Origin of the sequence: Pseudomonas graminis (genome assembly GCF_004364335.1) — a bacterium.
Classification (GTDB): domain Bacteria; phylum Pseudomonadota; class Gammaproteobacteria; order Pseudomonadales; family Pseudomonadaceae; genus Aquipseudomonas; species Aquipseudomonas graminis_D.
Genome location: NZ_SOCR01000005.1, coordinates 146,592 through 170,063 on the forward strand (window position 1 = coordinate 146,592; position 23,472 = coordinate 170,063).

General features: G+C 59.1%; 26 protein-coding genes and 1 other RNA gene. 12 read left to right on the forward strand and 15 right to left on the reverse strand.

Features of this window, described 5'->3' with window-relative positions; all coding sequences use genetic code 11:
* Positions 1-116: 116 nt before the first annotated feature.
* The 4 genes from EC919_RS10570 to EC919_RS10585 form a co-directional block, all read right to left on the reverse strand.
* A complete protein-coding gene (locus EC919_RS10570; RefSeq protein WP_133773712.1) occupies positions 117-1,337 on the reverse strand; it encodes a 2-octaprenyl-3-methyl-6-methoxy-1,4-benzoquinol hydroxylase in 1,221 nt (406 codons plus the stop codon).
* A 49-nt stretch (positions 1,338-1,386) separates the two neighbouring features.
* Positions 1,387-2,574, reverse strand: coding sequence for a 2-octaprenyl-6-methoxyphenyl hydroxylase (gene ubiH / locus EC919_RS10575; protein ID WP_133773713.1), 1,188 nt, complete (start codon positions 2,572-2,574; stop codon positions 1,387-1,389).
* On the reverse strand, positions 2,571-3,905 hold the full coding sequence (gene pepP / locus EC919_RS10580; RefSeq protein WP_133774195.1) for a Xaa-Pro aminopeptidase: 1,335 nt from the start codon (positions 3,903-3,905) through the stop codon (positions 2,571-2,573). Before pepP ends, ubiH begins: the two co-directional genes overlap by 4 nt.
* A gap of 81 nt (positions 3,906-3,986) precedes the next feature.
* The gene (locus tag EC919_RS10585; RefSeq protein ID WP_133773715.1) at positions 3,987-4,544 is read right to left on the reverse strand and encodes a YecA family protein; all 558 of its coding nucleotides are present in this window, start codon (positions 4,542-4,544) and stop codon (positions 3,987-3,989) included.
* Between the two features lie 149 nt (positions 4,545-4,693).
* On the opposite strand from EC919_RS10585, the gene EC919_RS10590 reads away from it, so the two are divergent.
* From EC919_RS10590 to EC919_RS10605, 4 genes are all read left to right on the forward strand, one after another.
* Positions 4,694-4,903: a TIGR02449 family protein gene (locus EC919_RS10590; protein WP_037016503.1), complete on the forward strand. Its 210-nt coding sequence runs from the start codon at positions 4,694-4,696 to the stop codon at positions 4,901-4,903.
* Positions 4,900-5,223, forward strand: coding sequence for a cell division protein ZapA (locus tag EC919_RS10595; protein WP_133773717.1), 324 nt, complete (start codon positions 4,900-4,902; stop codon positions 5,221-5,223). The genes EC919_RS10590 and EC919_RS10595 overlap by 4 nt, the downstream gene beginning before the upstream one ends.
* 31 nt (positions 5,224-5,254) lie before the next feature.
* Positions 5,255-5,433: non-coding RNA, 6S RNA (gene ssrS / locus EC919_RS10600), on the forward strand.
* 101 nt (positions 5,434-5,534) lie between these two features.
* Complete coding sequence (locus EC919_RS10605; RefSeq protein WP_133773719.1) at positions 5,535-6,164, forward strand: 5-formyltetrahydrofolate cyclo-ligase; 630 nt, start codon at positions 5,535-5,537, stop codon at positions 6,162-6,164.
* 51 nt (positions 6,165-6,215) lie between these two features.
* Here the strand turns inward: EC919_RS10605 and EC919_RS10610 are convergent, their stop codons facing one another.
* Positions 6,216-6,365 carry a hypothetical protein gene (locus EC919_RS10610; RefSeq protein WP_133773721.1) on the reverse strand — a complete coding sequence of 50 codons (150 nt, stop codon included), beginning with the start codon at positions 6,363-6,365 and terminating at the stop codon, positions 6,216-6,218.
* Between the two features lie 194 nt (positions 6,366-6,559).
* Here EC919_RS10610 and EC919_RS10615 point away from each other — a divergent pair, with 194 nt between their 5' ends.
* Complete coding sequence (locus EC919_RS10615; RefSeq protein ID WP_133773723.1) at positions 6,560-7,009, forward strand: EVE domain-containing protein; 450 nt, start codon at positions 6,560-6,562, stop codon at positions 7,007-7,009.
* Positions 7,010-7,026: 17 nt separating this feature from the next.
* Here EC919_RS10615 and EC919_RS10620 read toward each other — a convergent pair whose 3' ends face one another.
* Positions 7,027-7,437 (reverse strand): flagellar basal body-associated protein FliL, encoded by a 411-nt coding sequence (locus EC919_RS10620; RefSeq protein WP_122623502.1) that lies wholly within the window; start codon positions 7,435-7,437, stop codon positions 7,027-7,029.
* Between the two features lie 135 nt (positions 7,438-7,572).
* Here EC919_RS10620 and EC919_RS10625 point away from each other — a divergent pair, with 135 nt between their 5' ends.
* Positions 7,573-8,550 (forward strand): NADPH:quinone oxidoreductase family protein, encoded by a 978-nt coding sequence (locus EC919_RS10625; RefSeq protein ID WP_133773725.1) that lies wholly within the window; start codon positions 7,573-7,575, stop codon positions 8,548-8,550.
* Between the two features lie 65 nt (positions 8,551-8,615).
* Here EC919_RS10625 and EC919_RS10630 read toward each other — a convergent pair whose 3' ends face one another.
* Positions 8,616-9,185, reverse strand: coding sequence for an energy transducer TonB (locus EC919_RS10630; protein ID WP_166650523.1), 570 nt, complete (start codon positions 9,183-9,185; stop codon positions 8,616-8,618).
* Positions 9,175-9,501, reverse strand: coding sequence for a hypothetical protein (locus tag EC919_RS27145; protein ID WP_166650524.1), 327 nt, complete (start codon positions 9,499-9,501; stop codon positions 9,175-9,177). The genes EC919_RS10630 and EC919_RS27145 overlap by 11 nt, the downstream gene beginning before the upstream one ends.
* A gap of 45 nt (positions 9,502-9,546) precedes the next feature.
* Here EC919_RS27145 and EC919_RS10635 point away from each other — a divergent pair, with 45 nt between their 5' ends.
* Positions 9,547-10,518, forward strand: a complete 972-nt coding sequence (locus tag EC919_RS10635; protein ID WP_133773729.1) for a glycosyltransferase family 2 protein — start codon at positions 9,547-9,549, stop codon at positions 10,516-10,518.
* A gap of 218 nt (positions 10,519-10,736) precedes the next feature.
* Positions 10,737-12,086 (forward strand): glycerol-3-phosphate transporter, encoded by a 1,350-nt coding sequence (gene glpT / locus EC919_RS10640; RefSeq protein WP_133773731.1) that lies wholly within the window; start codon positions 10,737-10,739, stop codon positions 12,084-12,086.
* A gap of 166 nt (positions 12,087-12,252) precedes the next feature.
* Here glpT and EC919_RS10645 read toward each other — a convergent pair whose 3' ends face one another.
* The 7 genes from EC919_RS10645 to EC919_RS10675 form a co-directional block, all read right to left on the reverse strand.
* Complete coding sequence (locus tag EC919_RS10645) at positions 12,253-12,927, reverse strand: gamma-glutamylcyclotransferase (RefSeq protein WP_133774197.1); 675 nt, start codon at positions 12,925-12,927, stop codon at positions 12,253-12,255.
* 210 nt (positions 12,928-13,137) lie between these two features.
* On the reverse strand, positions 13,138-14,106 hold the full coding sequence (locus EC919_RS10650) for a CDP-6-deoxy-delta-3,4-glucoseen reductase (protein WP_133773733.1): 969 nt from the start codon (positions 14,104-14,106) through the stop codon (positions 13,138-13,140).
* Positions 14,106-15,572, reverse strand: a complete 1,467-nt coding sequence (gene ubiD / locus EC919_RS10655; protein WP_133773735.1) for a 4-hydroxy-3-polyprenylbenzoate decarboxylase — start codon at positions 15,570-15,572, stop codon at positions 14,106-14,108. The genes EC919_RS10650 and ubiD overlap by 1 nt, the downstream gene beginning before the upstream one ends.
* Before the next feature lie 77 nt (positions 15,573-15,649).
* Complete coding sequence (locus EC919_RS10660; protein ID WP_133773737.1) at positions 15,650-17,602, reverse strand: acyltransferase family protein; 1,953 nt, start codon at positions 17,600-17,602, stop codon at positions 15,650-15,652.
* 81 nt (positions 17,603-17,683) lie between these two features.
* Positions 17,684-18,943, reverse strand: a complete 1,260-nt coding sequence (rho, locus tag EC919_RS10665; RefSeq protein ID WP_037016529.1) for a transcription termination factor Rho — start codon at positions 18,941-18,943, stop codon at positions 17,684-17,686.
* A 228-nt stretch (positions 18,944-19,171) separates the two neighbouring features.
* Complete coding sequence (gene trxA / locus EC919_RS10670; RefSeq protein ID WP_133773739.1) at positions 19,172-19,501, reverse strand: thioredoxin TrxA; 330 nt, start codon at positions 19,499-19,501, stop codon at positions 19,172-19,174.
* Positions 19,502-19,623: 122 nt separating this feature from the next.
* Positions 19,624-20,328, reverse strand: coding sequence for a FadR/GntR family transcriptional regulator (locus EC919_RS10675; RefSeq protein WP_133774199.1), 705 nt, complete (start codon positions 20,326-20,328; stop codon positions 19,624-19,626).
* A gap of 266 nt (positions 20,329-20,594) precedes the next feature.
* On the opposite strand from EC919_RS10675, the gene EC919_RS10680 reads away from it, so the two are divergent.
* The 4 genes from EC919_RS10680 to EC919_RS10695 are packed head-to-tail and all read left to right on the forward strand — an operon-like array spanning position 20,595 to position 23,437.
* The gene (locus EC919_RS10680; RefSeq protein WP_133773741.1) at positions 20,595-21,380 is read left to right on the forward strand and encodes a transporter substrate-binding domain-containing protein; all 786 of its coding nucleotides are present in this window, start codon (positions 20,595-20,597) and stop codon (positions 21,378-21,380) included.
* A 23-nt stretch (positions 21,381-21,403) separates the two neighbouring features.
* Positions 21,404-22,069, forward strand: coding sequence for an amino acid ABC transporter permease (locus EC919_RS10685; protein ID WP_133773743.1), 666 nt, complete (start codon positions 21,404-21,406; stop codon positions 22,067-22,069).
* Entirely contained in the window at positions 22,066-22,716 is a 651-nt protein-coding gene (locus EC919_RS10690; protein ID WP_208294973.1) for an amino acid ABC transporter permease, read from the forward strand. Before EC919_RS10685 ends, EC919_RS10690 begins: the two co-directional genes overlap by 4 nt.
* Positions 22,703-23,437: an amino acid ABC transporter ATP-binding protein gene (locus EC919_RS10695; protein WP_133773747.1), complete on the forward strand. Its 735-nt coding sequence runs from the start codon at positions 22,703-22,705 to the stop codon at positions 23,435-23,437. Before EC919_RS10690 ends, EC919_RS10695 begins: the two co-directional genes overlap by 14 nt.
* Positions 23,438-23,472 lie beyond the last annotated feature (35 nt).

Consider the following 23,472-nt stretch of genomic DNA (forward strand, 5'->3'; position numbering starts at 1 on the left):
GAATGCAGACACTGTAGGAGCGCGCTTGCCCGCGAAAAATGCTCCAGACGCTGAAGAGGTGGTGAATGTACCGGCCTCTTCGCGGGCAAGCGCGCTCCTACACAAACGCTGTGCCGTCAGAGCTTTGCCAGCGCCGGGAGATCTCCAGTCAGCCCCAAAGCCTGGCGCACGAACAACGCCTTGGCTTCTGCCGAATGATCGACCATCTTCAGCCCGGCGTTGCGCAACAGGCGAACCGGCAGTGCGTCGGCCTGGAACAGGCGCTCGAAGCCCTCCATCGCCGCCATCAACGCCAGGTTATGCGGCATGCGCCGACGCTCGTAACGGCTCAACACACGCTCATCAGCCAGACGCTCCCCGCGCTCGACCGCACCGCGTAGCACTTCGGCCAGCACCGCTGCGTCGAGAAAGCCCAGGTTGACGCCCTGCCCCGCCAACGGATGGATGGTGTGCGCGGCATCGCCGATCAGCGCAAGGCCCGGCGCCACATAGCGCTTGGCATGGCGTTGACGCAGCGGGACGCAAACACGCGAATCAGCCGAAATCACCTTCCCGAGATAGCCTTCGAAGGCATTCTCCAGCTCACGGCAGAAACGTTCGTCGTCGAGCTTCATCAAACGCTCGGATTGCTCCGGGGTCACGGACCAGACGATGGAACACCAATGCTCACCCTCTCGATCCAGCGGCAAAAAAGCCAACGGGCCGTCGTCAGTGAAGCGCTGCCACGCGGTTTTACGGTGGGAGTCCGCCGTGCGCACGCTCGTCACAATGGCGTGATGCAGGTAGTCCCACTCCCGCGTCGCAGTGCCGGTCATGCGCCGCACGGTCGAGTTGGCGCCATCGGCCGCGACCACCAGCGGCGCGCGCAACGTGCGGCCATCGGAGAGGGTCAGAAGCCAGTCATCGCCGGAGTGACGCATCTGCTCCAGACGCGCGTCGGCCAACAAACCGATTTCGCTGCCATGCAGACGTTCGACCAACGCATCCTGCACGACGCGATTTTCGACGATGTGCCCAAGCACTTCGGCGTGAACACTGGAAGCAGAGAAGTGCACCTTGCCCGTGCCGCTGCCATCCCACACGTGCATGTCGCTGTAGGGGCTGACGCGCCGCGCAACGATGCCCTCCCAGACGCCAAGCCGCTCGAGAATGCGCTGACTGGCGATGGACAGCGCGCTGACCCGTGCCTCGAATGGCGCGTCGGCCACGAACGGCTTGACCGTCAGCGGCCCGCCGTCTACCACGAGGATATTCAGCCCACTGTCTCGCAGCGCCAGCGCAAGCGCGCTTCCCACCATTCCGGCCCCGACAATCAGCAGATCTGCGCGCGTTTCCATGCTTTAAATCGTTCTCGGTTGTGGCAAAGGCCACGAATGAATGGAGTGTTCAGACATCGCTTCGCGTCCCCAGCCCCATGGCCTGACGGGCGAACCAGCTCTTGGCTGAAGGCAACAGATCCAGGCCCATGAGGCCCAGATTACGGCCCGCCGTCACAAGGGACTGCTGACTGCTGAACAGCCGGGTGGCTTGATCGGAAAAGCCGACGGTCAGTTTTTGATCAACCCGCTGGCGCTCGCGATAGGCCTGCAACGTCGACAGCTCGCCCAACGGCGCGTCACTGGCGAGCAGCGCTTCGGCCAAAGACGCAGCATCGCGCAGCGACAGATTGAAGCCCTGCCCCGCAATCGGATGAAGACTATGGGCGGCGTTGCCGAGCACCACCAGATGGGAGCGGATCTGCTCTTCGGCCTCGATCAGTGCCAGCGGATAGCTATGGCGCGCACCCACTTGCTTCAGCGCGCCCAGCCGGTAGCCGAAGACGCCCTGCAGTTCTTCCAGGAAGCTTCGATCGTCCAGCGCCATCAGGCGTTGAACGTCATTGCCGGTACGCGTCCAAACCAGCGCGCAGCGGTTGTCCGGAAGCGGCAACAACGCCATGGGGCCATTTTCGGTAAATCGCTCGAAAGCCTGACCAGCGTGAGCAGCGCCCGGTGTGATGTTGGCGATCAGCGCGCTTTGATCGTACGGCGTGTGTCGCACGGCAATGCCCAACTGCTCGCGCAGGCTGGAACGGCCGCCGTCGGCCAGCACCGCCAGGTCGCACGTGAGCTGAGTTTCATCGTTGAGCGTCAGTTGGTAGCCGTCGGGCAGTGCCTGCATGTGCGTGACTTCGGCCGGCACACGCCAACTGATGACGTCCTTGTCCAGGGCCTGCCACAGGCATTGGCCCAGCCAGGCGTTTTCAACCACGTAGCCCAGCGCCGGAACGCCTTCCTCCATCGAAGACAGATGCGCAGCGCCGAACCGGCCTTTGTCGGAAACGTGAATGTTGAGGATTGGCTCGGCGCGGCGGCTAATCTGCTGCCACAGTCCCAGGCGCTCGTAAATCTGCCGCGCGCCGAACGACAGCGCTGAAGAGCGAGCGTCGTAGCTGGGCTGATAGGTGTCGCCGGGCGCAAACGGCTCGATCAGGACGATTTTCCAGCCTCGCGCTTTTGCCCCGGCTTGCAGGGCGAGCGCCAGGCTTGCGCCCACCAGTCCGCCACCGACGATGGCCAGATTAAAGCGGCTCATGCGGCTTGGGTTCGTGCAGCGGCCATCAAGGCCTCGATATCGGCCACGGTCTTTGGCACATCGCCCGTCAGGATTTCACAGCCTTTTTTGGTCACCACGACGTCATCCTCGATTCGCACGCCAATTCCGCGCCATTTTTTGGCGACGGTCTGATTGTCCGGGGACACATAAATGCCGGGCTCGACCGTCAGCGCCATCCCGGCTTCCAGCACACGCCACTCGCCACCGACCTTGTATTCGCCGACGTCGTGCACGTCCATGCCCAGCCAGTGTCCGGCGCGGTGCATGTAGAAAGCTTTGTACGCTTCGGCGGCAATCAGTTCATCCACCGCGCCTCGCAGCAGCCCGAGTTCTACCAAGCCTTCGGTGATGACCCGAACCGTCGCCTCATGGGCCTGGTTCCAGTGATTGCCGGGTTTGATCGCCGCAAACGCCGCTTCCTGGGATCGGAGCACCACTTCGTAAATCGCTTTTTGTTCAGGGGAGAACTTGCCATTCACCGGAAACGTGCGGGTGATATCGCTGGCGTAACAGTCGATCTCGCAACCGGCGTCTATCAGCACCAGGTCACCGTCTTTGAGCGGGGCATCGTTCTCCTGATAATGCAGGATGCAGGCGTTGCGCCCCGAAGCGACGATGGAGCCATAGGCGGGCATCTTCGCGCCGCCCTTGCGGAATTCGTAATCCAGCTCCGCTTCCAGGCTGAACTCGTAGAGCCCGGCGCGACTGGCCTGCATCGCCCGCACGTGCGCTCGGGCCGAGATCTGCGCGGCCTCACGCATCACCTTCACTTCGGCCGCCGATTTATACAGGCGCATGTCGTGAAGCAGGTGATCGAGCGCAACGAATTCTTTCGGCGGCTGCGCTCCCAGATGCGCTTTGGAGCGGATGACGTTGATCCACTCCATCACATGGCGGTCGAATTCAGGATTGCTGCCCATGGACGAATACACCCGATCGCGACCCTCGATGAGGCCGGGCAGGATGTCGTCGATGTCGGTGATCGGGAAGGCATCGTCGGCGCCGTACTCGCGCATCGCGCCGTCCTGGCCCGCGCGCAGGCCGTCCCACAACTCGCGCTCGGGATTGCGCTCGCGACAGAAAAGGACGTACTCGCCGTACTCGCGGCCTGGGATCAGCACGATCACCGCCTCGGGTTCGGGGAAGCCACTCAGGTACTGAAAGTCGCTGTCCTGGCGGTACACATGCTCAACGTCCCGATTTCGAATGGCCACAGCCGCCGCCGGCAGAATGGCGATGCTGTTGGGCTCCATCTGCTCCATCAACGCCTTGCGGCGGCGGGCATACTCGGCTTTCGGGATATGAATCATGGGCAAGTGCGATTCTCCGTGAGGGTCGCTTCGGCCAGCGCCGCGCAAAGGAGGCATGGCCGAAGCAGCAGTGACGCGATGTCAGTGCAAAGACGGCTTGGCGTCGTCTTCGGCGTCGGTTTTCTGGTTGAACTCGGTGAACAGCAGCAACGGCGCAACGCGCAGGTACTCCATGACTTCCATGTAGTCGCTCTCGCCGTCTTCGGACTCGTCCAGCGCATCATGAACCTGAGCGATGGCGGCCAAGTCTTGCAGCACGTCCCTGGCATCACCGCTCAGTGACTGACCACCCACTCGGGCAAAGCCGCTGAGGAAACCTTGGCACCACTGGGCCATGGCGGCGGTGCGGGCAGCCAGAGGCTCGTCATCGCCGGGCAACAGCAACACGACGGTCATGTCGTCGCCGGTCAGTTCGCTTTTGACCATTGCCTGCAAGCCGATCAGGGCTTGGCGCACTTTGTCGTCAGGCTCTGTTTCCAGCAGCAGGTGGGCGTCGGCCAGCCACTCATCTGCATCGAAGCCTGCGCCGGCGCAACTGCGGCCCAGCAAGAGGCCGTGCAATTCGGCAGGAGATACATGATGACCACTGCTGGCGAGCAGGGTGGCGAAGCCGTTGTACGGGGAATTCTGAATAGGCATGGGCAACTAGGCGCCAGGCGGCGCAATGTCTAGAATGGAGGCCTTGTATCGTAGCACCGGCAGACGGGCCCAAGCTATCAGGCGATGCCCGGGGCGAATCCAGACGCCAGCGCCTGCACCACTCATCTGAAAGTATTCAGTGGAAAACAATGGAAGACAACGACCTGCAAGCGCTGATGGCTCGACTGGAGTTATTGATCAATCGTGTCGAGCAACTAAAAAGTCAAAACGGACTCCTATTAGCTCAGGAAAAATCCTGGCGCGAGGAACGCGCTCAACTCATTGAAAAAAACGAAATCGCCCGGCAAAAGGTCGAGTCCATGATTTCGCGCCTCAAGGCCCTGGAGCAAGACTCATGAGTAATGGCAACAGCATCACCGTGCAAATCCTCGACAAAGAATATTCGATCATCTGCCCGCAAGAGGAGCGCACCAATCTGGTCAGCGCCGCGCGTTATCTGGACGGCAAAATGCGCGAGATCCGCAGCAGCGGCAAAGTCATCGGCGCCGACCGTATTGCGGTGATGGCCGCACTGAACATTACCCATGACCTTCTGCACAAACAGGAACTGCCACCCGCAAAGGCCCAGGTCAATGGTGCCAACAGCGAGCAGGTTCGCGATTTGCTGGACCGTGTAGACCTGGTCCTTGCCACGGATTCGGATAAAGCACAAGGCTGATTGTTCGGACATGATTGGGTATACTTGCGACCGCTCCCTGGAGTGCTTGCCAGTCGGTCATGTCCCTGAGCCGATACGCACAACCACGGGGGTTGCACGTTGGGGTTGGTGTGCATGTCCGCTCGACGGAAAGCCTTAAAACCTCCTGCAATCTCCACCTTGAACTTTCGGGTTCAAGGGCTACACCGACAGCGGTTCGTCGGGGAGTCTCGAACCTTCTACCCATCGCCAGGCGTCCCGTCTGGCGGTGGGCATCGTGAATCTGCCTGATTACACGACATCACTTTTCAAAGCCTCACGGACCCGCCAGCATGACCTCATCCGGCGCCGCTCCCCTCCCAGATCCTTCAACCCTCTCTCGACAACAGTTGCGTCGGCTGCTTCGCCATAATCGTCGCGCGCTCAGCCCGGCAGAACAGCGACAGGCGGCGCAGGGCTTGTACCGTCAACTTGCGCAAAACCCACTCTTTCGCCGCGCCAGACACGTTTCTCTTTACCTTCCGATGGACGGTGAAATCGATCCGAGCCTGCTCCTTCGTGCCGCTCAAAAACGCGGCAAGACCACTTACCTGCCGGTGCTCAGCGCCTGGCCGCGAACGAAAATGGTATTTCAGCGCGTGCTCCCCGGGGAAAAGTTCAGGCCGAACCGGTTCCGCATCCCGGAGCCACGTATCAATGCCAGGCGACAACGCAAGATCTGGACGCTGGACCTGGTGCTGATGCCGCTCGTGGGATTCGATCCGCAAGGGGGGCGTCTCGGCATGGGTGGCGGCTTTTACGACCGCAGCCTGGCTTATCTCGCGCGTCGTAAAACCTGGCGCAAGCCGGTGCTGCTGGGACTGGCCCACGAGTGTCAGAAAGTCGGGAAACTGGCGGTCGCCAGTTGGGATGTTCCGTTGGCAGGAACAGTGACGGATAAGCGTTGGTATATGGCGGGCTGAATCGTCAGCAGTGCGCGCTTGTGCAAGAAAAGCGCGCTGCAAAAAAGCGCTTTAGCGGCGGAGCTGTGACGGTTGTTGCTGAGTGATTTCAACCGGCGCGTCTGCCTTGGCAGCCCACAGACTTTGCGCGTAACCGGTGGTGACGATTCCCAAGCCGAACAAAATTGCCAATATCCACAGTACATCCGGCTTGCGTCGCATTCATCGTCCCCTTTGTAACGAATCAGAATCTGAAATCGGTAGCGTTTAAACAAGGCTGCCAAGTCGTGCAGCCCTTAAAATGCCGGCATTCTGCGGCAACGTGACGCAACACGCAAATACTGACGCCAGCCGACTGTCGGTTTGTCATCAAAGCGTAGGACAACTTTCCCAAGACTTGTTCAGGAGCCTTATAAATGGCCTATTGGCTGATGAAATCCGAGCCCGATGAGCTCTCGATCAGCGGGCTGAAAAAGCTCGGGCAGACACGCTGGGACGGTGTCCGCAACTACCAGGCCCGCAACTTTCTGCGGGCGATGGCCGTGGGCGATCAGTTCTTTTTCTACCATTCCAGCTGCCCCGAGCCCGGGATTGCCGGCATCGGAAAAATCGTCAAGGCCGCATATCCCGATCCCACGGCGCTGGACGAAAAAAGCCACTACTTCGACGCCAAAGCCACCGAGGAGAAAAATCCCTGGAGCGCGCTTGATGTGGGGTTCGTGGAAGCGTTTCCGAACGTGCTGGGGCTGGGGTTTCTGAAGCAACAACCCGCGCTGGAGCAGATGCCTCTGGTGCAGAAAGGCAGCCGCTTGTCCGTCATGCCGATGACGGACGAAGAATGGGCCGCCGTACTGGGCCTGCGCTGAGTTCAGAATGAAGCGTGTTACTGGGCGATAAAGTTGTTGAACAGCAGATCATCAACCACGGGCTTGCCGGTCTCCTGGGTCAGCACTTGCTGGGTCTGCTTCAGGGCTTCCTGACGCAACTTCTCTTTGGCATCGACGTTACCCATGCTGTCGACTGTTTGCTGAGTGAACAATGCCACCAGTTGGTTGCGAATCAGCGGCTCGTTCTGCTTCACCAGTTTCTGCGCTTCAGCGCCGGTCACGCGCAAGGCGACGTCAGCCTTATAGACGTGCAGTTTCGGGCTGCCGTCCAGTGAGTAGTTGCCCACGAAGGGTGGCGTCAACGCCACGTAGGAAACCTTGTTCGGATCTTCTTTCTCGCCGCCCTCTTCGGCCAGCGCTACAACAGGCATCGACAATGCCATCAACATCACAATCCACGCTTTCACAGTCCGCTCCTCAATCCGCTTTGCCGCATAGCTTACTTCAGCTTATGCACACCTATCAGGCCGGGGCATGCTCATTGACCCCACAACCTCGCTACCTGTACTTATCGGCCACCCCCGAAAAAGGAATAGCCCTCGATGAAAGCCGTGCTTTGTAAAGCCTTCGGTCCCGCTGCAGATCTGGTGCTGGAGGACATTCCAGGCCCGGAGCCGAAGAAGAACGAGATTCTTCTGGACGTGCACGCTGCCGGGGTCAACTTCCCGGACACGCTGATCATCGAAGGAAAATACCAGTTCAAGCCGCCTTTCCCGTTCTCGCCCGGAGGTGAAGCCTCGGGCGTCGTGACGGCTGTCGGTGAAAAGGTCAGCCATGTTCGTGTCGGCGACAGGGTGATGGCGCTGACCGGCTGGGGCAGTTTCGCTGAACAGATCGCCGTGGCCGGTTACAACGTCCTGCCCATTCCCGAAGCGATGGACTTCACCACCGCCGCCGCATTCAGCATGACCTACGGCACGTCCATGCACGCCCTCACCCAGCGCGCCAATCTAAAAACCGGCGAAACGCTCCTCGTCCTCGGCGCTTCCGGGGGCGTCGGCCTCGCCGCGGTTGAAATCGGCAAAGCCATGGGCGCTCGCGTGATTGCCGCCGCCAGCAGCGCAGAGAAGCTTGAGGTCGCCAAAAAAGCAGGCGCCGACGAGTTGATCAACTACAGCGAAAGCAATCTGAAGGATGAAATCAAACGCCTCACCCATGGCAATGGCGTCGATGTGATCTATGACCCTGTGGGCGGTGACCTTTTTGATCAGGCTGTTCGCGGCATCGCCTGGAACGGGCGATTGCTGGTCGTCGGCTTCGCCAGTGGTCGCATTCCCGACTTGCCGGTCAATCTCGCGCTATTGAAAGGTGCCTCGGTTGTGGGTGTGTTCTGGGGCTCATTTGCCCAGCGCCAGCCCCAAGACAACGCGGCGAATTTCCAGCAACTGTTCACCTGGTTCAGCGAGGGCAGGCTGAAGCCACTGGTGTCGAAGGTTTACCCGCTGGAGCAAGCGGCGGAAGCCATTGAATCGTTGGCGCAGCGTAAAGCGGTGGGCAAGGTGGTGGTGAGCGTCAGGTAACGAGGATCGGGATCTACCCCGCTCTGAAGAAACGGAGCTCACCCTGCGGAGTTCTCTGTACGCGCTCACAGCATCATCCTCACTTGATCAGGCAACACGTCCTTGTAACGCAGTTCCGGATTCGCCCGGCATCGCTGAATGACCTCCGGAACTGCATCTGCCATCTCATCCCCCAGGGCAAACCTTTGCTGGTCGGACAGCTTTCTGTAAGTCGCCACCCTCGCCAGCACGCTGTAGGTGTGCCGGAACACGCTCATCTCCACCTGTTCAAGATCAGAGGAGTTCTGCTGGAAGTCGTCGAAGCGCTTGTTGAATTTCGCGCAGGACAGGTGGCGCAGACTCCGATGCAGCCAAGGCACGTGAGCATTTCCTTCACGCGGGTGGACGAAGTAATGCTCCTGGCGCAGCGAGATAACTGCCGGACGCTGCTCACTGACGCCCCAGGGTTTTACGCGCCACGTTGGCACCACCTTTACGACGGCGAGGGAAAACAGAGGATGCGAGCTGTCCAGCACTTCAGGCTCGGAAACCCGTCCGTCATGGTGCGCCTTCAGGTCGTAGACGACCCACCCGGATATTCCCGATTTTGAAAGCGAATAAGGCCAGGCGGGCGCCCTGCGGTAATCAAACTCCACACTGCCGTCGTCCGCGCTCGCTGCGATACAAATCGCACACATCACGCATAGAACCCATCTGCTCATCACTGTCGTCACCCGCGCCCCTCCAGTCTGCCTTCTGCGTGGGTGCAAAAGACTGGCGCGCATTTTGTGCGCTGGCCTGCAGCGGCAATAGCTCATGACTTCCCAGGGAAGCGTAGGATCGGTCCCAAAAAATCAACACGTCATTAAACAACCCGCGACGGCACCTGATGTGTTCCGTATATTTCACGGCCGATACAGTCAGAGGGGAGAGGTTTGAGATTTGCTTGCGTTGTTCATTACTCATCTTCATCGTAAAGTCCTCTGCCCCGACATAACACCATTAGAAGCTAGCTCGATGATTCCTAAAATCTCTGTGGTTCTACCCACGTACAACGTGGAGGCCTATATCTCGGAAACGCTTAGCTCACTGTTCAACCAAACGGTCCCGCTTTTCGAAGTCATCATAATCAACGATGGTTCGACCGACGGAACACTTGCAGTGATCGAAGAGCAGTTCGGTCATCGTCCCGAGCTCTTAGTCGTGAGCCAGGAGAATCAAGGGGTCGGGGAGGCACGTCGCCGCGGCTTGGCAACGGCAACCGGCGACTACGTGTTTTTCTGCGATCCGGATGACGTAATTGGAGCGGGTTTGTTCGCAGAGTTTGCTACGAGATATGAGGCTGACTCGAACATTGAGTTGTTCTACTTTTCTAAACGCTCTTTCACCGAGGGTCCTGAAGGACGCGTCATCAATCGGCGCACCACCGCAGCAACACGTGAAGGCTGGTTCGAGTCAGGGGGTGCGCTGCTACAGGATTTAATCCTGTCCGAAAAATACCATGCTGCTATGTGGCAATATATTTTCCGTAGGTCTGTGTGTGATCGGTTCACCGTCGCGCTAGAGGGCAGAGCGCATGAAGATCATGCGTTCAGCATGTGTATATATCTCCACAGTCAAAGAGCTTACGCCGCATCGGCCGACTATTACTTTTATCGCGAACGCACCGGGTCTCTAACACAGAGTCGGAAAAATGCTGACTACGTAATGGCCAGTTACGCTGCCTATCTCAACACAATCACAGAACTCAAGAAACATGTGAGGTCTCTTGATCAGGGATCTGCAGTTGCGCTCAAATTCATGGAGCGCAATGTCAGTGCACTCATCAACAAATGCGTTAAACAACATGTGAAGCTGCCGCGCGGTCTCACGAAAAAAACCTGGAAAAACGCACACGACTGTAGAGTAGGCCTCCATTTCCGCCTTCCAATTTTGCTTCCTTACCCGCTGTATCTGATGCGCGTCGCTCGCGCCATCTTTAAGCGTTAGCTGCAAATCTGCAGGCACTACACAAATGACGCGCCCGCGAAACGCAAAATTTTCCATGGCACCTGTAAACACCCTGGCAGGTAAGCGGTACCCATAGCCTGGCTACGGACAGCCGGGCATGGGAGTGCGCACTTCGTCCGATGAGAAGCCTTCCTATTTTCTGTAACGAAAATGTAATATTCGGATTCGCATAACAAAAAAATAAATGGAGTGTCCCGATGTTTGCCTTTTTCCGTCCTGCCGCACATCAGGCTCCGCTGCCTGAGGAGCGTGTCGACTCCACCTACCGCCGCCTTCGCTGGCAGATTTTCGCCGGCATCTTCTTCGGTTACGCCGGCTACTATTTGCTGCGCAAGAATTTCTCGCTGGCCATGCCCTACCTGATCGATGAGGGATACACCCGTGGTCAACTGGGCCTCGCGATCTCGGCGATTGCCATTGCGTACGGACTGTCGAAATTCCTCATGGGGCTGGTGTCGGATCGCTCCAACCCGCGTTACTTCCTGCCATTCGGGCTGGTGATCTCAGCGCTGGTGATGTTCGTGTTCGGATTCGCACCCTGGGCGACATCCAGTGTGACAATCATGTTCATTCTGCTGTTCATCAATGGCTGGGCCCAGGGCATGGGCTGGCCGCCGAGCGGACGCACGATGGTGCACTGGTGGTCGCAGAAGGAACGTGGTGGCGTGGTGTCGGTCTGGAACGTGGCGCACAACGTCGGCGGCGGCTTGATCGGCCCGCTGTTCCTGCTCGGACTCGGCTGGACCAACGACTGGCACGCCGCGTTTTATGTGCCTGCGGCGGTTGCGCTGTTTGTCGCCCTGTTCGCGTTCGTCACCATGCGCGATACCCCGCAGTCTGTGGGCTTGCCGCCGGTGGAGGACTACAAGAACGACTACCCGGAAGGCTACGACGCGAGCCACGAAGAGGAATTCACCGCCAAAGAGATCTTCGTCAAATATGTCCTGCGCAACAAAATGCTCTGGTACATCGCGCTGGCCAACGTGTTCGTCTACCTGCTGCGCTACGGCGTGCTGGACTGGGCGCCGACGTACTTGAAAGAAGCCAAGCACTTCGACGTCGACAAGACGTCCTGGGCCTACTTCTTCTACGAGTGGGCGGGCATCCCGGGCACGCTGCTGTGCGGCTGGATGTCCGACAAAATCTTCCGTGGCAACCGTGGCCTGACCGGGATTGTGTTCATGGCAATGGTGACCGTTGCGACGCTGGTGTACTGGCTCAATCCGCCAGGCAATCCTACCGTCGACATGATTGCGCTGGTCTCCATCGGTTTCCTGATCTACGGCCCGGTGATGCTGGTCGGCTTGCAGGCGCTTGAGCTGGCGCCGAAGAAAGCTGCCGGCACCGCAGCGGGATTCACTGGCCTGTTCGGGTACCTCGGTGGCTCGGTCGCCGCCAGCGCGCTGATGGGTTACACGGTCGACCACTTCGGCTGGGACGGCGGCTTCGTGCTGCTGGTGTCCGCTTGCATCCTCGCGATGGCGTTCCTGGTGCCGACGCTGCGTCATACGCGGGTGGCGAGCCAGTCGCGAGAGGAGAAGGCTTAATTTCCGCTCTGTCCGGGACGGACGTAGGGGCGCGCTTGCCCGCGATTTCGATCTGTCTGAGATGAATTTGTCGACTGATACAACGCATTCGCGGGCAAGCGCGCTCCTACAGGTGAAGCGCTGAGGCGTGCCCATCAGGCAGAGCTAACGTAGGCAGGTCAGGCGGTTATATCGCCAACAACACCGGCCTGCAGCGCTTGAACCGCGCTTCCAGGCTCAGGTCCGGCATCGCATGGGTGCGCAGTGCTCGGATGGTTTGTTCGACGTATTCCCACGTAGTCCCGAATCGCCCGCTGGCATTGGCCAGCACCTGGGTGAGCACACTGTCGGGCAGGTTGCCGGCGTAACTGGGCAGATGCCGCTCCAGCACAAATCCCAGAGCCTGCACCTTGGTGCCGTCTTCAAGTCGGCAGTTGAGCCAGTGCGGGCGATAGGACGGGAACGGCATTTCCCTCTGCCACAACGCCAGCAAGGATTCGTCGATATTGTCTTCGGGCAATCGGTAGGCGAATCCGCTGCAGGAGCCGCCGCGATCCAGACCGAACACCAAACCTGGCTGCTCGGGCGTGCCACGGTGTTCGTGGGACCAGAGATAAAGACCGCGATGATAGCCGTGGACCCGACCGCGCTGACGCTCGACGGCGCTGCACTCGGGTCGCCAGATCAATGATCCGTACGCGAACAACCAGATCGGACCGCCCTGATGGCGGCTCATCGTGGCATGGATGGAGGCAAGCAACTGGTCGCGGCTCAGTTTCGGCCCAAGATCGATGACCGGCGGGTAGGACAAACCCAGGCCGTCATGGACGGCTTCCGCCAGAATATTGATTTGATTCCCCATCTGGTTCCCCCCACCGGCAAGGCTGACGCCGGTGCAACGCTGAACACTCATGAAACGGGTCTGGCAACAACGAATGAACAATCAGACGGCATCGCAGGCAGTGTGACGGTGTGACTCAGCCACCGGCGCATGGGTCACGCCGGAAAACCGATATCTGACAAACAGTCATGCAATACGCTGTCCACATCCGGCTCGGCGAGTGGCTGCGCTTCAGGGCCTCGGTGCATACGCGAAAACATCGGCACGCATCTGATGCGCATCCATGCCGGCCAGCACCAGCGCATCGAGGGTCGAATAGACCATTGCCGGTGAACCGCTGGCATAGACATAAAGCGACTTCAGATCGCTGAAGTCCTCGCAGACCGCCTCGTGCAGCATCCCGCAACGCCCTTCCCAACCGCATAGATCACTGACGATTTTGTGCAGGAAAAGATTAGGCAGCGTCTGCCATTCATCCCAATGCTTGAGCTGATAGAAATCTTCCGGACGGCGCATTCCCCAATACACGTGCACCGGATATGGAAAACCCTTGGAGCGGCAATGCTCGATCAGGCTCTGCATCTGCCCCATACCGGTGCCTGCCGCGATCAATACCAGCGGCCCGTCGGGCAACTCGCCCAAATGAGTGTCGCCGAACGGCAATTCGACCCGCGCCATACCCTCGCGCTGTAACTGTTTGATCAGATTTTGCGCACTGGCCTCGCGGGCAAGCACGTGGATCTCCAGTTCTCGTCCGTTCTCCGGGGCCGAGGCCATGGAAAACGCTGATTTTTCGCCGTCATCCCTGTGGATCATCAAGTACTGACCGGCGTGGTAACGCGGCGGTTTGCCCGCAGGCGCACGGAGCATCACGCGCCAGACATCGCCGCCGACCTCAACGCACTCACTGACCTGGCAGGCGAACGTGCGCACCGGCAACTCACCGAGCGCCAGCACACTGTCCCACAGCACAACGCAGTCTTGCTGCGGCACCGCCAGGCATGTGTAGATTTCGCCATGGCTGCGGATCTCTCCAGCCTGCTCGACGCTGCCTTCTACAAGCAGGGCGGAACAGATATGGCAATTGCCGTTGCGACAGCTTTGAGGGCATTCGTAGCCCAGACGCTGAGCGGCGTCGAGGATCCGCTCGCCTGCCAATGTCTCGATGACTGCGCCCGATGGCTGCAAGGTTACACGCATCAATCAATTCCCAGCTGAGTCCAGATTTCATCGATCCGGCGGGTCACCGCTTCGTCTTTGACGATGGCGCGACCCCATTCACGGGTGGTTTCGCCCGGCCACTTATGCGTAGCATCGAGCCCCATTTTCGAACCCAGACCGGAGACCGGCGAGGCGAAGTCGAGGTAGTCGATTGGCGTGTTGTCGATCATCACCGTGTCGCGCTTGGGGTCCATGCGCGTGGTGATCGCCCAGATGACGTCATTCCAGTCACGGGCATTGATGTCGTCGTCGGTGACGATAACGAACTTGGTGTACATGAACTGTCGCAAAAACGACCAGACGCCCAACATCACGCGCTTGGCATGGCCGGGATACTGCTTCTTGATCGTCACAACCGCCATGCGGTAAGAGCAACCCTCGGGCGGCAGGTAGAAGTCGACGATCTCGGGGAACTGCTTCTGCAGGATCGGCACGAACACTTCATTCAGCGCAACGCCCAGAATGGCGGGCTCGTCAGGCGGCCGGCCCGTGTAGGTGCTGTGGTAGATCGGCTTGATGCGGTGCGTGATGCGCTCGACCGTGAAGACCGGGAAGCTGTCGACCTCGTTGTAGTAGCCGGTGTGGTCGCCGTACGGGCCTTCATCGGCCATTTCGCCGGGATGAATCACACCTTCGAGGACGATCTCTGCACTGGCCGGGACCTGGAGGTCGTTGCCACGGCACTTGATCAGTTCGGTACGGTTGCCACGCAGCAGGCCGGCGAATGCGTATTCGGACAGGCTGTCAGGCACTGGCGTCACGGCGCCGAGAATGGTGGCGGGGTCAGCGCCCAACGCCACGGACACCGGGAATGGCTGACCCGGGTGCTTGTCGCACCAGTCCCTGAAATCCAGTGCGCCACCGCGATGGCTGAGCCAGCGCATGATCACCTTGTTGCGGCCGATCACCTGCTGGCGATAGATACCCAGATTCTGCCGTTCCTTGTTGGGCCCGCGAGTAACCGTAAGGCCCCACGTGATCAGCGGGCCGACATCGCCAGGCCAGCAGGTCTGCACCGGCAGCATGCCGAGGTCAACGTCGTCGCCCTCGATCACGATCTCCTGACACGGGGCATCCTTGACGACTTTGGGCGCCATGGCGATGACTTTTCTGAAGATGGGCAGCTTGGACCAGGCGTCTTTCAAGCCCTTGGGCGGCTCGGGTTCTTTGAGGAACGCCAGCAGCTTGCCGATTTCTCGCAGTTCGGACACCGACTCGGCGCCCATGCCCATGGCGACGCGCTCGGGCGTGCCGAACAGATTGCCAAGCACCGGAATGTCAAAACCCGTCGGCTTTTCGAAGAGCAGCGCCGGCCCCTTGTTGCGCAGGGTCCGGTCGCAGATTTCGGTCATTTCCAGTACAGGGGAAATGGGTACCTGAATGCGTTTCAACTCTCCGCGCTGCTCAAGCTGCTGCACGAAATCCCGTAGATCCTTGAATTTCATTAACCCGGCCACTCACCAAATAGATGCACATCCTACCTGCTCTGACCGCGAAACATCATCCTGCGGACGCACAGCGATCAATTTTCAGCTCTACTGTGCAGCATCGGTTCGAATAACGGATAGAGACGGGCACCTCCGGTATCAGACAAATGCCCGTCATCCCTGTAACGTGCTTGCCCGTCAACTTCGATGTTGCAGGTCTCGGTCCCACACATCATCGGCGTCGGGTCGATAACGTGAACGCCGGGGTCAGCAGCACTCATCGACTCGAACAGGTTATTAACAAAGCGCTCATGGACCAGATGCTCTTTGAGGGGCCGACCTAGCGCGGCAGATGAGCGGCCGATTCGACTGAGACTAATCAAACGATCTACAGACCCTTTGCGCTGTTGCGGCACTTCCTTGAAAAGCCAGACCTGAGCACCTGCGGCTCTGATCGCTGCAACTCGCGCTTTGATTGCTTCAGCAATGCGGACCTCCGCGTCGGCGGGGCCATCATCGCGATCGAGCAACATATTTTTGTTACCGTCCTCGCGCACATACATATAAAGGGTCCAGCTTGATGCGAGCATCACATCCTTAATGTGCAAGAGGCGAATCTGTTCCATGGTCCGGCTATTAAAATCTCTGCACTTCTTGCGGGGTTGCTCGCTGACTATCGGCGGGCAAGCACTCATGCTGTAAAGCCATACAGGCTCCCCTGCTTGTGCTGCTGCTATCTGAAGGCCAGGCATCAATGCAGCGGCATGACTGTCGCCCCACACCATCCGCGACGGCGAGGTCCCTGGTTTTTCACCCAGCAAGCAAGCCCTGTCGGGCTGTTTATCAGAGGTGACGAGCATGCAGCTTAGCTGGCCAGCACGCCACAAACGAGCCTTTGCATAGGACTGCGCTTCGCCAGTCAAGCGTTGAGGAAAACCGTCGGCCGATCGTATGACAGATCCCAATACCCCCAAGGCCGCCATTGCGAGCAAGCCGGCTATCAGCATGTGCCCCTGTCCGGAAACCAGTCGCTTTTCACGGAAAGGCAATTCGATGAACCGCAGACTTAACCATGCGATCCCGAGTGCCAAGAGAATCCACCCCATTGCTTCCAAGGGCTGTATGCCGTCGCTTGATATCGCATTGGCATAGACATAGATCGGCCAATGCCAGAGATACAGAGAATACGAAAGCAGGCCGATCCACACCAATATCCGGGCGCCAAGCACTTGCCCGACATAAGTAGGACCTTGCCCGCCGGACCAGATTAGGGCAGCAGCACCAAGAACGGGTAACACAGCAGCCCAGCCAGGAAATGAAGTGTTTCTGTCAAACGTGAAAATGGCAGTGAATATCGCAATCAGCCCGGCAGCCGCGACCACTTGGTAATGACAAGGGCGCACACGCCTGGAGCTGGGCAAAACCGCAAGCATTGCGCCACACAACATTTCCCATGCGCGGGTAGGCAGCGAAAAAAATGCGACTTCAGGCTTATGCGCGCTATAGAAAATATTCAAGCCGAAAGACAGAAGCAACACTGCAAACAACATCCAGCGCCAGTGACGGAGATGGCGCATTACCAGCGCAATCAAAAATGGGAAAACAACGTAATACTGCTCTTCCACGGCCAGTGACCAAGTATGAAGCAGCGGGTTCAACTCCGAAGCAGGCTGAAAGTACCCGTCCTGGCGCATGAAAAGCATGTTTGAGATGAACATTGATTGGTAACGAACGGCCCTTCCCAACTTAGAGAAGTCCTTGTCCGTCATTAGCAGCCAGCCCAAAGTCAAAGTGGCTAGCAAAACCACGCTCAACGCCGGCAGGATTCGCCGCGCACGCCGCGCCCAGAAATCCACAAAGCTGAAGCGCCCGGCGCTGATTTCGCGATAGAGAATCCCAGTGATCAGAAACCCGGATATGACGAAGAAAACATCAACGCCGACGAAGCCGCCACTGAACGGACCGATACCAAAGTGGAAGAGTACGACCGGAATAACGGCCAGCGCCCGCAGTCCATCGATATCGCGACGATTGCCAAACGTATGCATGACGCTCCAAGCCTCAAATTCGAGACAAAAAAAATGGTGTCCAAAAGGACACCATCTTTCTACATTCGGTTCAGCGCGGTGTTACTTGCGCTTCATCGACAGGAAGAACTCATCGTTGGTCTTGGTCTGTTTCAGCTTGTCGATCAAGAACTCGATGGCTGCGACTTCATCCATAGGATGCAGCAGCTTGCGCAGGATCCACATGCGCTGCAACTCGTCGTCGGCCGTCAGCAACTCTTCGCGGCGTGTGCCGGAACGGTTGATGTTGATGGCCGGGAAGACGCGCTTCTCTGCGATCTTGCGATCCAGAGGCAGCTCCATGTTGCCGGTACCCTTGAATTCTTCGTAGATCACTTCGTCCATCTTCGAGCCGGTTTCAACCAGCGCGGTGGCGATGATGGTCAGCGAGCCGCCTTCTTCGATGTTACGTGCCGCACCGAAGAAACGCTTTGGCTTCTCGAGGGCGTGCGCATCGACACCACCGGTCAGGACCTTGCCGGAGCTCGGGATGACAGTGTTGTAGGCGCGAGCCAGACGGGTGATGGAGTCGAGCAGGATGACCACGTCTTTCTTGTGCTCGACCAGGCGCTTGGCCTTTTCGATCACCATTTCGGCGACCTGCACGTGACGGGTCGGTGGCTCGTCAAAGGTGGAAGCAACCACTTCGCCGCGCACGGTGCGCTGCATTTCGGTTACTTCTTCCGGACGCTCATCGATCAGCAGAACGATCAGGTGGACTTCAGGGTTGTTGCGCGTGATGTTCGACGCGATGTTCTGCAGCATGATGGTCTTGCCCGCTTTTGGCGGAGCAACGATCAGACCGCGCTGACCTTTACCGATCGGGGCACACAGATCGATGACGCGACCAGTGAGGTCTTCGGTGGAACCGTTACCGGCTTCCATCTTCATGCGAATGGTCGGGAACAGCGGCGTGAGGTTTTCGAACAGAATCTTGTTCTTCGCGTTTTCTGGACGGTCGAAGTTGATGGTGTCGACCTTGAGCAGTGCGAAGTAACGCTCGCCTTCCTTTGGCGGACGGATCTTGCCGACAATGGTGTCGCCCGTGCGCAGGTTGAAACGGCGGATCTGGCTAGGCGAGACGTAAATGTCGTCTGGGCCGGCAAGGTAGGAGGCGTCTGCAGAACGAAGGAAGCCGAAGCCATCCTGGAGGATCTCCAGCACGCCGTCACCCGAGATTTCCTCGCCGCTTTTCGCGTGCTTCTTCAGCAGGGAGAAAATCACGTCCTGCTTGCGCGAACGGGCCATATTTTCAATGCCCATCTGTTCGGCCATTTCGAGCAGATCGGTAATAGGCTTTTGCTTGAGTTCAGTCAGGTTCATATAGGAATGACGTAATCATGTATGGAGGGGGAAATTAAGCTTTTGGCTTAATGAGGCCGCGCCGCAGAGAAGGCGACAGGATCGCGTGCAAATCGAAAGGAGACGGTCGGCGACGGCTAGCAGGGGGCAACGGAGAAGCCGTTGCGGGGCCGAATGTACCACTTGATTTTCTGAGCGTCTAGTACAACGCCCGAAAAAAACCCCGCGATTTGCGGGGCTATATCGCCATCAGATGTTGGCGTCGAGGAACGCTTGCAACTGCGACTTGGACAGCGCGCCGACCTTGGTCGCCGCGACTTCGCCGTCCTTGAACAGCATCAGGGTCGGGATACCACGAACGCCGTGCTTGGCCGGAGTTTCCTGGTTGTCGTCAATGTTCAGCTTGGCGATGGTCAGCTTGCCATCGTAATGGGTAGCGAGGTCATCCAGAACCGGTGCAATCATCTTGCATGGGCCACACCATTCAGCCCAGTAATCGACCAGTACAGGGCCGCTGGCCTTCAGGACATCGGCTTCGAAGCTCGCGTCGCTGACGTGTTTGATCAGGTCGTTACTCATGAGATTTCTCCGAGGTCATAGGCAAAAAAACGTGGGCCATCATAACTGTGTCACGCGGTGACAGGAAGCCGAGGTTGATTGTCTCTCGCTATGACTCGATAGGGTTACCTCAATCGACGCATTCAGCCGGAGGGCGCAACGAACACAATACCGGTGCGTAACGCAGCGCCACGGATATGCTCCTGCATGGCTTTCTGCGCCGGGCCAGACGCGTTTCGCGCCAGCGCCCGCAGGATCTTGCGGTGCTCCTGCCAGGTTTCCATGGCCCTGCCCGCACGAATAAAAGGCAGTTTCTGGCTCTCCAGAAAAATGTCGGCGCTGGTGGTGATGATCCCCAGAATCGCCTGATTGCCACTGGCGACGAGAATGCGCCGGTGGAAATCAAAGTCCAGCCGGGCGGCGCAGTCAAAATCCCCTGCCTTGAGCTCAAGGCGCATGGCCTCGACGTTGTCTTCCAGTACATCGCGCTCGTCGGCCGTCAGCGTCACCGCTGCAAGGCCGGCGGCAAAACCCTCTAGCGCATAGCGCAGCTGAAAAGTCTCGGCAGGCGATGCGTGCGCTGCATACGGCCAGGAAAATCCGCCCGTGCTCCGTTGTGGTTCAGAAACGGCCTGTACGAATACGCCCTTGCCGGGCTGCACACTGACCAGTCCAAGGGCGCTCAGCGATGACAACGCCTCACGCAACGAAGCGCGACTGACGCCCAGCCGAATCGCCAGATCCCGCTGAGAGGGCAGGCTGTCGCCGGGGACATAGCCCTGCTCGGCGATCAATTTGCGGATCGCCTGGAAGGCGGCTTCAGGCACTGCGACAGGGCTCGGATGCATAGCGATCAAGGTGCGTAAACCATAGGAAAAATCCCTTGTATCGCCATCGGAGGCATCCGGCAAGTGACGCCCAAGTGAGGGGCGCCGGGCCTTTCAGGCGCGCCAAAGCAGGGCGGCGCGCCCACTCACTGTTCAGACCAGTTAGACCGGATCAAGCCTGCGGCCCGCATTCCATGGTCGCAACCAAGCGGCTGGCATGGGCTGTGCACTGGTGCTTGGCCATCACTCGGGCTTCGCCTGCACATTGATCGACTCGGAGACAACCCATGACCCAGCGTTACAGCGCCCTGCTCGCCGCCCTGTTTGCCAGCCTCATGCTCGGCCAGGCCCCCGCCCACGCTAATGGTCTGGATGATGTAACCGCCCGCGGCACGTTGAAAGTCGCTGTTCCGCAAGACTTCCCGCCCTTCGGCTCGGTCGGCCCTGACATGCAGCCGCGCGGCCTGGACATCGATACGGCAAAACTCATTGCCGACCAATTGAAGGTCAAGCTTCAACTGACGCCGGTCAACAGCACCAACCGCATCCCGTACCTGACCACTGGCAAAGTTGATCTGGTCATCTCCAGCCTCGGCAAAAACCCGGACCGCGAAAAGGTCATCGACTTCTCCCGCGCTTACGCACCGTTCTACCTCGCTGTCTTCGGCCCGCCTGAAGACGCGGTCAAAACCGTGGACGACCTGAAAGGCAAAACCATCAGCGTCACACGTGGCGCCATCGAGGACATCGAACTGACCGCCGTCGCGCCGAAGGAAGCCACGATCAAACGCTTCGAAGACAACAACTCGACCATCGCAGCCTATCTGGCCAAGCAGACCGACCTGATCGCCAGCGGCAACGTGGTCATGGTCGCCATCAGCGAGAAGAACCCCAAGCGCATCCCTGAACTGAAAGTGAAGCTCAAGGACTCGCCGGTCTACGTGGGTGTGAACAAAGGTCAGCCCGAGCTGCTCGCCAAGGTGAACGAGATCCTCGAAGCAGCAAAGAAAGACGGTTCGCTGGAAAAGAACGCGCAGACCTGGCTCAAGCAGCCATTGCCTGCCGACCTCTGATCATCGACTGCCGAGGCGCTTAAATGGCTTATCAGTTCGACTTTATCCCGGTCTTGCAAAACACCGACCTGCTCCTGCGCGGCGCACTGTTCACGCTGGAGCTGACGGCCATCGGCACCCTGCTCGGCGTCAGTCTCGGCATCGTCGGGGCGATTGTCAGGGCGTGGAAAATCCAGCCGTTCTCGGCCATTTTCGGTGTATATGTCGAGCTGATTCGCAACACGCCGTTTCTGGTGCAGTTGTTTTTCATTTTCTTCGGGCTACCGTCCCTGGGCCTGCAGATATCGGAGTGGCAGGCCGCCGTGCTGGCGATGGTCATCAACCTCGGCGCTTATTCGACGGAGATCATCCGTGCGGGCGTGCAGGCGATTCCGCGCGGCCAGATCGAGGCGTCGGCCGCGCTGGCGATGACCCGCTTTGAGACCTTCCGCCATGTCGTACTGATCCCGGCGCTGGGCAAGGTCTGGCCGGCATTGAGCAGCCAGATCATCATCGTGATGCTCGGCTCGGCAGTCTGTTCGCAGATCGCCACCGAGGAGCTGAGCTTCGCTGCGAACTTCATCCAGTCGCGCAATTTCCGCTCGTTTGAGACGTACATCATTACAACGCTGATCTACCTGTGCATGGCGCTGCTGGTGCGTCAGCTGCTGGCGTGGATCGGCCGGCGCTACATCGCAAGGAGCCGCTGATGGATTTCACCCTTTGGGACATCGTGCGCAACTTGCTGACCGGGTTGCAATGGACTTTGGCACTGTCGCTGGTGGCGTTCATCGGCGGCGGCGTGATCGGGTTGCTGGTGATGACCCTGCGCATCTCCGAGAAGGCAATGCCGCGCAGGCTCGCGCGCTGCTACATCGAGCTGTTTCAAGGCACGCCGTTGTTGATGCAGCTGTTTCTGGTGTTTTTCGGCGTGGCGCTGATGGGCATCGACATTTCGCCCTGGTTTGCGGCGGCGCTGGCGTTGACGCTGTTCACCAGCGCCTATCTCGCCGAAATCTGGCGTGGCTGCGTGGAGTCGATTTCCAACGGTCAGTGGGAAGCTTCCGCCAGCCTGGCGCTGACGCCGTTCGAGCAACTGCGCTATGTGATTCTACCCCAGGCATTGCGCATCGCGGTGGCGCCGACGGTAGGGTTCTCGGTGCAGGTGGTCAAAGGCACGGCGGTCACGTCGATCATCGGCTTCACCGAGCTGACCAAAACCGGCGGCATGCTCGCTAACGCCACGTTCCAGCCTTTCATGGTCTATGGCTTCGTTGCCTTGGGCTACTTCCTGCTTTGCTACCCGTTGTCGCTCAGCGCGCGCTACCTGGAAAGGAGACTTCATGCCTCTGCTTAGAATTTCCGCCCTGCACAAGTATTACGGCGACCACCATGTGCTCAAGGGCATCGACCTCAGCGTTGAGGAAGGCCAGGTCGTGGCGATCATCGGGCGCAGCGGTTCGGGCAAAAGCACGCTGCTGCGCACGCTCAACGGGCTTGAGTCGATCAACGACGGGGTGATCGAGGTCGACGGCGAATACCTCGATGCCGCGCGGGCTGATCTGCGCAGCCTGAGGCAGAAAGTCGGCATGGTCTTTCAGCAATTCAACCTGTTTCCGCACCTGACGGTCGGCGAGAACGTGATGCTCGCGCCACAGGTGGTGAAGAAGGTTTCCAAAGCCGAAGCGACCAGGCTGGCAAAGGAAATGCTCAATCGCGTGGGCCTGGGCGAGAAATTCGACGCATTCCCTGACCGATTGTCCGGTGGTCAGCAGCAGCGGGTGGCGATTGCGCGTGCGCTGGCGATGTCGCCCAAAGTGCTGCTGTGCGATGAAATCACCTCGGCGCTCGACCCGGAGTTGGTCAACGAAGTACTCGCGGTCGTTCGCGAGCTGGCCAAAGACGGCATGACGCTGATCATGGTGACCCACGAAATGCGCTTCGCACGGGAGGTGGGCGACAAGCTGGTGTTCATGCATCAGGGCAAGGTGCATGAAGTCGGCGACCCGAAAGAATTGATGGCCAACCCGAAGACGCCCGAGCTGGCGAATTTCATTGGGTCGGTTGAGCAGGGGTGACTGTAGGGCCGGCTTTAGCCGGGAAGGCGTCCGCT

Coding starts and splice junctions, on each gene's coding strand:
- EC919_RS10570 (WP_133773712.1), bottom strand. CDS start 1,337: ATGGAAACGCGCGCAGATCTGCTGATTGTCGGGGCCGGAATGGTGGGA.
- ubiH (WP_133773713.1), bottom strand. CDS start 2,574: ATGAGCCGCTTTAATCTGGCCATCGTCGGTGGCGGACTGGTGGGCGCA.
- pepP (WP_133774195.1), bottom strand. CDS start 3,905: ATGATTCATATCCCGAAAGCCGAGTATGCCCGCCGCCGCAAGGCGTTG.
- EC919_RS10585 (WP_133773715.1), bottom strand. CDS start 4,544: ATGCCTATTCAGAATTCCCCGTACAACGGCTTCGCCACCCTGCTCGCC.
- EC919_RS10590 (WP_037016503.1), top strand. CDS start 4,694: ATGGAAGACAACGACCTGCAAGCGCTGATGGCTCGACTGGAGTTATTG.
- EC919_RS10595 (WP_133773717.1), top strand. CDS start 4,900: ATGAGTAATGGCAACAGCATCACCGTGCAAATCCTCGACAAAGAATAT.
- EC919_RS10605 (WP_133773719.1), top strand. CDS start 5,535: ATGACCTCATCCGGCGCCGCTCCCCTCCCAGATCCTTCAACCCTCTCT.
- EC919_RS10610 (WP_133773721.1), bottom strand. CDS start 6,365: ATGCGACGCAAGCCGGATGTACTGTGGATATTGGCAATTTTGTTCGGC.
- EC919_RS10615 (WP_133773723.1), top strand. CDS start 6,560: ATGGCCTATTGGCTGATGAAATCCGAGCCCGATGAGCTCTCGATCAGC.
- EC919_RS10625 (WP_133773725.1), top strand. CDS start 7,573: ATGAAAGCCGTGCTTTGTAAAGCCTTCGGTCCCGCTGCAGATCTGGTG.
- EC919_RS27145 (WP_166650524.1), bottom strand. CDS start 9,501: ATGAAGATGAGTAATGAACAACGCAAGCAAATCTCAAACCTCTCCCCT.
- EC919_RS10635 (WP_133773729.1), top strand. CDS start 9,547: ATGATTCCTAAAATCTCTGTGGTTCTACCCACGTACAACGTGGAGGCC.
- glpT (WP_133773731.1), top strand. CDS start 10,737: ATGTTTGCCTTTTTCCGTCCTGCCGCACATCAGGCTCCGCTGCCTGAG.
- EC919_RS10645 (WP_133774197.1), bottom strand. CDS start 12,927: ATGGGGAATCAAATCAATATTCTGGCGGAAGCCGTCCATGACGGCCTG.
- EC919_RS10650 (WP_133773733.1), bottom strand. CDS start 14,106: ATGCGTGTAACCTTGCAGCCATCGGGCGCAGTCATCGAGACATTGGCA.
- ubiD (WP_133773735.1), bottom strand. CDS start 15,572: ATGAAATTCAAGGATCTACGGGATTTCGTGCAGCAGCTTGAGCAGCGC.
- EC919_RS10660 (WP_133773737.1), bottom strand. CDS start 17,602: ATGCATACGTTTGGCAATCGTCGCGATATCGATGGACTGCGGGCGCTG.
- rho (WP_037016529.1), bottom strand. CDS start 18,943: ATGAACCTGACTGAACTCAAGCAAAAGCCTATTACCGATCTGCTCGAA.
- trxA (WP_133773739.1), bottom strand. CDS start 19,501: ATGAGTAACGACCTGATCAAACACGTCAGCGACGCGAGCTTCGAAGCC.
- EC919_RS10675 (WP_133774199.1), bottom strand. CDS start 20,328: ATGCATCCGAGCCCTGTCGCAGTGCCTGAAGCCGCCTTCCAGGCGATC.
- EC919_RS10680 (WP_133773741.1), top strand. CDS start 20,595: ATGACCCAGCGTTACAGCGCCCTGCTCGCCGCCCTGTTTGCCAGCCTC.
- EC919_RS10685 (WP_133773743.1), top strand. CDS start 21,404: ATGGCTTATCAGTTCGACTTTATCCCGGTCTTGCAAAACACCGACCTG.
- EC919_RS10695 (WP_133773747.1), top strand. CDS start 22,703: ATGCCTCTGCTTAGAATTTCCGCCCTGCACAAGTATTACGGCGACCAC.